At 38.6% G+C, this 6,009-nt stretch carries 6 protein-coding genes; 1 reads left to right on the plus strand and 5 read right to left on the minus strand.

Annotation, left to right across the window (positions count from 1 at the left end; genetic code table 11):
* Window positions 1–9 precede the first annotated feature (9 nt).
* A complete protein-coding gene (def, locus tag ACLI1A_RS16505; protein ID WP_411409785.1) occupies window positions 10–597 on the minus strand; it encodes a peptide deformylase in 588 nt (195 codons plus the stop codon).
* Window positions 598–740: 143 nt separating this feature from the next.
* Here def and ACLI1A_RS16510 point away from each other — a divergent pair, with 143 nt between their 5' ends.
* Window positions 741–2,987 carry an FUSC family membrane protein gene (locus ACLI1A_RS16510; RefSeq protein ID WP_411409786.1) on the plus strand — a complete coding sequence of 749 codons (2,247 nt, stop codon included), beginning with the start codon at window positions 741–743 and terminating at the stop codon, window positions 2,985–2,987.
* Window positions 2,988–3,050: 63 nt separating this feature from the next.
* On the opposite strand, the gene ACLI1A_RS16515 is transcribed toward ACLI1A_RS16510, so the two are convergent.
* The 4 genes from ACLI1A_RS16515 to ACLI1A_RS16530 all read right to left on the minus strand — a co-directional run bounded on the left by ACLI1A_RS16515 (window position 3,051) and on the right by ACLI1A_RS16530 (window position 5,771).
* Entirely contained in the window at window positions 3,051–4,538 is a 1,488-nt protein-coding gene (locus ACLI1A_RS16515) for a malate:quinone oxidoreductase (RefSeq protein WP_411409787.1), read from the minus strand.
* 110 nt (window positions 4,539–4,648) lie between these two features.
* Complete coding sequence (gene ruvX / locus ACLI1A_RS16520; RefSeq protein ID WP_411409788.1) at window positions 4,649–5,062, minus strand: Holliday junction resolvase RuvX; 414 nt, start codon at window positions 5,060–5,062, stop codon at window positions 4,649–4,651.
* 50 nt (window positions 5,063–5,112) lie between these two features.
* The gene (locus ACLI1A_RS16525; RefSeq protein WP_411409789.1) at window positions 5,113–5,394 is read right to left on the minus strand and encodes a hypothetical protein; all 282 of its coding nucleotides are present in this window, start codon (window positions 5,392–5,394) and stop codon (window positions 5,113–5,115) included.
* Window positions 5,395–5,501: 107 nt separating this feature from the next.
* Entirely contained in the window at window positions 5,502–5,771 is a 270-nt protein-coding gene (locus ACLI1A_RS16530) for a hypothetical protein (RefSeq protein ID WP_411409790.1), read from the minus strand.
* Window positions 5,772–6,009 lie beyond the last annotated feature (238 nt).

The following is a 6,009-nucleotide window of genomic DNA, read 5'->3' on the forward strand; positions in this document are numbered from 1 at the left end:
AAACAAAAATTATCTGCCTTTTTTGGCAATAAATTTCATTTTATAATCAGGCCTTGTTTTACCCTCCATTATATTCTGGAGCTTCTTATTTATCAAACGCTTTTTTAACGCAGATAGTCTGTCTGTAAACAAAATTCCTTCAATATGGTCGTACTCATGCTGTATAACCCTGGCTATAAGGCCATCATAAACATCGGTATGTTTATTAAAATCTTCGTCGTAATACTCTATGGTTATCCTTTCATGGCGGTATACATCCTCACGTACTTCCGGAATACTAAGGCAACCTTCATTAAAGCCCCACTCCTCACCATCTTCCTTAAGGATTACCGGATTTATAAGTGCTTTTTTAAATGTAGAAAGCTGCTGGCGTTCTTCTGCACTCAAATCTTCATCTTCACCAAAAGGCGTAGTATCAATAACAAAAAGCCTGATAGCCAAACCGATTTGCGGCGCAGCAAGGCCAACACCATGTGCATTGTACATGGTTTCAAACATATCAGCTATAAGCTGTTTCAGGTTAGGATAATCCTGCGATATATTTTCGCCTTTTTTTCGCAATACGGGATCGCCGTATGCAATAATAGGTAGTACCATAATCGTGTGTGTTAAAACCATGCCCATGGCACAGCCTTGTTAAGCCGCAAAAATAGCAAATAATTACAACATTACCGTACCAACTGTAAATGCTAAATTTTTGTGAGAATTCACGGCAATATTACAAAGCCAAATTTTGCATTATGTACCTTTGCATTTATACTTATATGATACAACGCGTACGCCTATTTACCGAAAATGCTTACTTTACCCGTGCTCTTATTGTTACGGTATCGGCTGTATTGCCTGTACTTGTGCTTAAACAATTTGGCCACTTTGAAGTTGGCTTTACAATTGCCTTAGGGGCGTTCTTAACCTACCCTTCTGATATTCCAAGCAACTGGCAGCAACGGGTGAAAGGGCTTTGTACTGCAGCTGCAATAATATCGGGCAGTACACTTTTAGTAAACATACTACATCCTCTGCCCTGGCTTTTTTACCCTGTAATTACAGCACTTATTTTTTTCCTGTCCATGATCTCTGTATATGGGCAAAGGGCTACTATGGTCTCATTTTCGGGCTTACTGGCTATAGCATTAGGCACAGGCCATATTCAGCAGGGGCCTGAAGTATTTATTTATGCAGGCGAAGTGTTGGCAGGTTCACTTTTTTACACCTTGTTATCACTTACATTTAACTACCTGAACCCACATCGGTATAGCGAACTCCAGATAGCAGATTGCCTAAAACTCACAGCCAAGTACATGAAGCTTCGAGGCGATTTATGGGATGCTAACGCCGAACGGGAAAGCATCATTAGCAAACAACTGCACCTTCAGGTAGATATTAATACTACCCATGACAACCTTAGGGAAATACTGATACGCAGTCACAGCTCGGCAGGTACAAACAACAAAAGCCGCCGCATGCTTATGGTTTTCATTTCTCTTATGGAAATTCTTGAGTTGGGGCTTTCTACTCCATTCGACCACAGCAAGATGTATGAAAAATTTGGTAAAGATTCCAAAGTTCTTGCCATATACCAAAAGCTTGCCTACGATATGGCGGCAACATTAAAAAGACTTGGAAAAAACCTGGAAAACCACAAACAATATCTTCCTAAAAACGATCTTTCGAAAAATCTTGAGGCATTGTCTCTGGCGATTTCAGAATATGAAACCGGGACAAGCAACAACGACGACGCCGAAGGTGTGTGGATGCTTCTTAATGTGTTACACTATGCTGAAAAGCAAATAGAAAAAATCAAATTTATAGAACGGGTATTTGCGCAAAATCTTTCTTTTAAAGAAATGCCCGAACAACGCAGGCGCGACTTGGAAAAATTCCTGACACCAGAAAATTATATGCTGAGTACTTTAAGGGAAAACCTTACCTTTAGCAGTACCATCTTCAGGCACTCATTGCGCTTAACCCTTACCATAGCAATCGGTTTTATTATAGGGAACCTGTTCCCTTTTCAGAATATTTATTGGATACTGCTTACCATTGTAGTTATCATGCGCCCGGGATATGGTCTTACTAAGCAGCGTTCATACCAACGTATAGTAGGTACTGTGGCAGGTGGAATTATTGCATTTGCACTTTTATACTTTATACATTCGCCTGAAATAATAGGAACACTCTCTATCATCTGCATGCTTTTAGGTTTTACCTTTACAGCAATTAACTATAGCATAGGAGCCACATTTGTAACCATTTATGTTATATTACTTTACTCATTACTTACACCTAATATTAACGGTGTAATTCAGTACAGATTTATAGATACTGCCGTGGGTGCAGTACTGGCGTTTATAGCTAATTACTTCTTTTGGCCTTCTTGGGAGTTTATAAGCCTGCCCAAATATATTAAGAGCGCGATAGAAGCAAACAGGGACTACCTAATAGAAATTTCCCGCTTTTACAATAATAAAGGTGATGTAACTACTGGGTATCGCTTGGCACGTAAAAATGCTTTTGTTTCGTTAGGCAACCTGATGCAAAGCTATCAGCGCATGGCTCAGGAACCTAAAAGCAAACAAAAGCAGCAGCAACAGATTTATAAAATAGCAGTACTGAACCATACCATGCTTTCATCTCTGGCATCTATGGGTACGTATATACAATCGCATAAAACAACATCGGCAAGTAAAGCTTTTAATGTAGTGGTAGAAACTATAATAAAAAACCTTGAGCACGCCGTATCGCTAATGGATATGGAAAACAGGATTGAAACAGCGTTACTAAATAACAACGACGAACTGGCAATGCGATTTACCGAACTTAAAAATATACGTGCTGAAGAGTTAAAAGAACTGGAACTGACCAATGAGCAGGAATTTAGATTGCGTATGGAAGAAGCCCAACTGGTTATAGAACAACTTGTATGGCTAAACAGCCTCAGTGAACGAATAGTAAAGGCGGTTAAGAACCTTGAAACAGTAAAATAGATATATTTTTAAAACACAAAGAGAGGCTTTATAGCCTCTCTTTGTGTTTTATATGATTACCTGTTAATGGTTAATTTTTAAAGCGACATCAGATTGTTTACGAACCGTAGCTAACAATTCTGGATTTTCATTAAGCGACTGCCCGTAAGATGGAATCATCGTCTTTAGTTTAGTCTGCCAATCTGTAGTTTTTATCTGAGGGAAACAACGCTCCATAACATCAAGCATTACAGTTACAGCGGTACTTGCACCCGGCGAAGCCCCAAGTAGTACAGCAAGCGAACCATCTGCACTATTTATTACTTCTGTACCAAATTCAAGCTTACCTCCCGCCTGTTCATCTTTTTTAATAACCTGTACACGCTGACCTGCAATTTCAAGTTTCCAGTCTTCCATCTTTGCATCCGGAAGATATTCCTTAAGGGCTTCAAGCCTATCCTGAGGACTTTGAGTTACTTGCTGAATAAGATACTTTGTAAGCGGCAGGTTATGATACCCTGCTGCAAGCATTGGTTTAATGTTACCTAAATTTATTGATGTAAATAAATCAGCATAAGACCCCTGCTTAAGGAACTTGGTACTGAAACCAGCATAAGGACCAAAAAGTAGTTCTTTTTTACCGTTAATCATACGGGTATCCACGTGCGGAACCGACATAGGTGGTGCTCCTACCGATGCTTTACCGTATACTTTAGCATTATGCTTTTCTATGAGTTCTTCATTAACACACTTCAGCCACTGTCCACTTACCGGGAAACCGCCATAGCCTTTACCTTCCGGTATGCCCGATTTTTCAAGCAGATGTAAAGATCCTCCACCTGCGCCTATAAATACAAACTTGGTAGTTACAGCTGCCTTATCTGCGGTAGTAACGTCTTTAACCTTAATTTTCCATCCGGTACCATTTCGCTTAATGTCTTTTACCTGCTTACCGTAATAAATGTTTACACCTTTCTGGCTACCCAACCAAGCAAACAGGTTACGGGTTAGTTCTCCAAAGTTAACATCGGTACCCATGCTCATTTTGGTAGCCGCAATAGCCTCTCCTTCTTTACGGCCTTCCATAACAAGCGGAATCCATTGCTTCAGGGTTTGGGTGTCTTCAGTATATTCCATAGCACTAAACAAAGGAAACTTGCTTAGTGCCTCATACCTTTTTTTAAGATACGTAACATTCTCAGCACCCCACACAAAACTAAGGTGTGGTATGGGTCTGATAAAGTTTTCAGGATTGTTTAGCAGTCCTTTTTGTATAAGGTACGTCCAGAATTGCTTAGACTGTTCAAACCATTCGGCAATACGTACTGCCTTAAACGTTTCTATTGTTCCGTCTTTAAGTTCTGGAGTATAATTAAGCTCACAAAAAGCTGAGTGACCGGTACCTGCATTGTTCCAAGCATCGCTGCTTTCGGCAGCAGCCACATCAAGTTTTTCATAAATATTGATTGTTACTTCAGGCATTAATTCCTTTAAAAACACACCTAAAGTGGCGCTCATAATACCGGCGCCTATAAGAACCACTTCGGGTTCTTGTTGCTTATCAGTTGACATCAGCTATTTTTTGAAAAAACAAATTTACAGCGAAAACATCAAAGAATTATTATAAAATCGCTGCTTATATTGTGGAATATATATTTTTAACAAAATTCAAAAAATTACAACTATTTTTTTTGAGATAAATAATCCTGAAGCAAAATCGTTGCAGAAATTTCATCAATTAAGCCTTTATCTTGCCTTTGTTTCTTTTTAAGTCCTCCCGTAAGCATGGCGTTAAATGCTAATTTGCTTGTAAAGCGCTCATCTATCCTTATTATTTCAATTTCAGGAAACTGTACTGCAAAATCAGCTACAAACTTCTCTATCATACCCGCACTTTCAGATGGAAGGCCATTCATTTGTTTTGGCTCACCTACCACTACCCCAATAACTTTCTCCTTTTTAAAATAATCCGTGAGAAATGTAAATAACTTGGGGGTGTCTACCGTAGTAAGCCCAGAAGCTATTAGTTGCAATTCATCTGTAACCGCTATTCCGGTTCTCTTTGCTCCGTAATCTATGGCAAGTATGCGTGGCATATTTCTTAAATTTAAGAATACAAAGATACTTTTTTATCTGCCTGAAATACTTATTGAATCCTACTGAAGTCCTCCACCGCTTTTTTTGCGTATTCACGCGCTAAAGCGGCAACAATTCTTTTCGCGCTTGTATTTTTTTCAAGGCTATTATCTTTTATAAACTTTTGCGACGTACATTGAAATTGGTTTTGAAGTTCGCTGATAAAAGATTCAAGCTTGGCTCCACGGTTAGAAACATAAAGGCTTCTGCTAAACTTTTTATAAAATGATCTTTTCGTTTCAGCACATGCCTTTTCGAGCTCCCCTTTAAGCATCTCAATGTTAAAACTCATATTACAGGTCTACGTTAATTTCGAGATGTCAAAATAAACACAGTTCACCCAGTTTACTGTTACAATATTTTACAACAAAACAATAAAGTTTGTCGGCTCCGTTTCCTCTATAGCAACTTACCATAGTCATCAAGGCATAGTTTGGCATGCCCGCGGGCTATTTTTCTTATGCGTTTTATTGCTTCAGTATTGTCTGTCAATTTGTTTTTTTCAATAAAGCCCTGTTCCACCTTTTCAAAATTGGTCTTTATAAGATCCAAAAATGTCTCAAGCCTTCCCGAACCGTTATAATACTCGGTTTTGTATACGACCGAGAGCTGTGTGATTACATCCCTACAAGTGCAATCAAAATCTTTTTCAAGTGCAATATAGTCCATAACATTTAGATTTTAGTAAGAATATATGCACTAAGTTATATGTTTTTTTAGGGCAAATCTTATAAAGAAATACTAAGGTTGTTATAACGTTTCTTAAAAAGAAATAGGACTGCCTTTTTTTGGCAGCCCTATCATTTTGGGTATGTTATTTAATAGCAACCGTTAGTAAACGATACGCTTGGTTACTTTACCGTTTACGGTATCTACCTCTATAATAAGCACCTGCTGCTCTGCAGTG

Origin of the sequence: Flavobacterium sp. RHBU_3, from assembly GCF_046613565.1 — a bacterium.
In the GTDB taxonomy this organism is placed as follows: Bacteria; Bacteroidota; Bacteroidia; order Flavobacteriales; family Flavobacteriaceae; genus Flavobacterium.

Bases quoted from the DNA above. Each gene is read 5' to 3' on its own strand.
- ruvX (WP_411409788.1), bottom strand. From the start codon at position 5,062: ATGCCACGCATACTTGCCATAGATTACGGAGCAAAGAGAACCGGAATA.
- ACLI1A_RS16510 (WP_411409786.1), top strand. From the start codon at position 741: ATGTACCTTTGCATTTATACTTATATGATACAACGCGTACGCCTATTT.
- ACLI1A_RS16530 (WP_411409790.1), bottom strand. From the start codon at position 5,771: ATGGACTATATTGCACTTGAAAAAGATTTTGATTGCACTTGTAGGGAT.
- ACLI1A_RS16515 (WP_411409787.1), bottom strand. From the start codon at position 4,538: ATGTCAACTGATAAGCAACAAGAACCCGAAGTGGTTCTTATAGGCGCC.
- ACLI1A_RS16525 (WP_411409789.1), bottom strand. From the start codon at position 5,394: ATGAGTTTTAACATTGAGATGCTTAAAGGGGAGCTCGAAAAGGCATGT.
- def (WP_411409785.1), bottom strand. From the start codon at position 597: ATGGTACTACCTATTATTGCATACGGCGATCCCGTATTGCGAAAAAAA.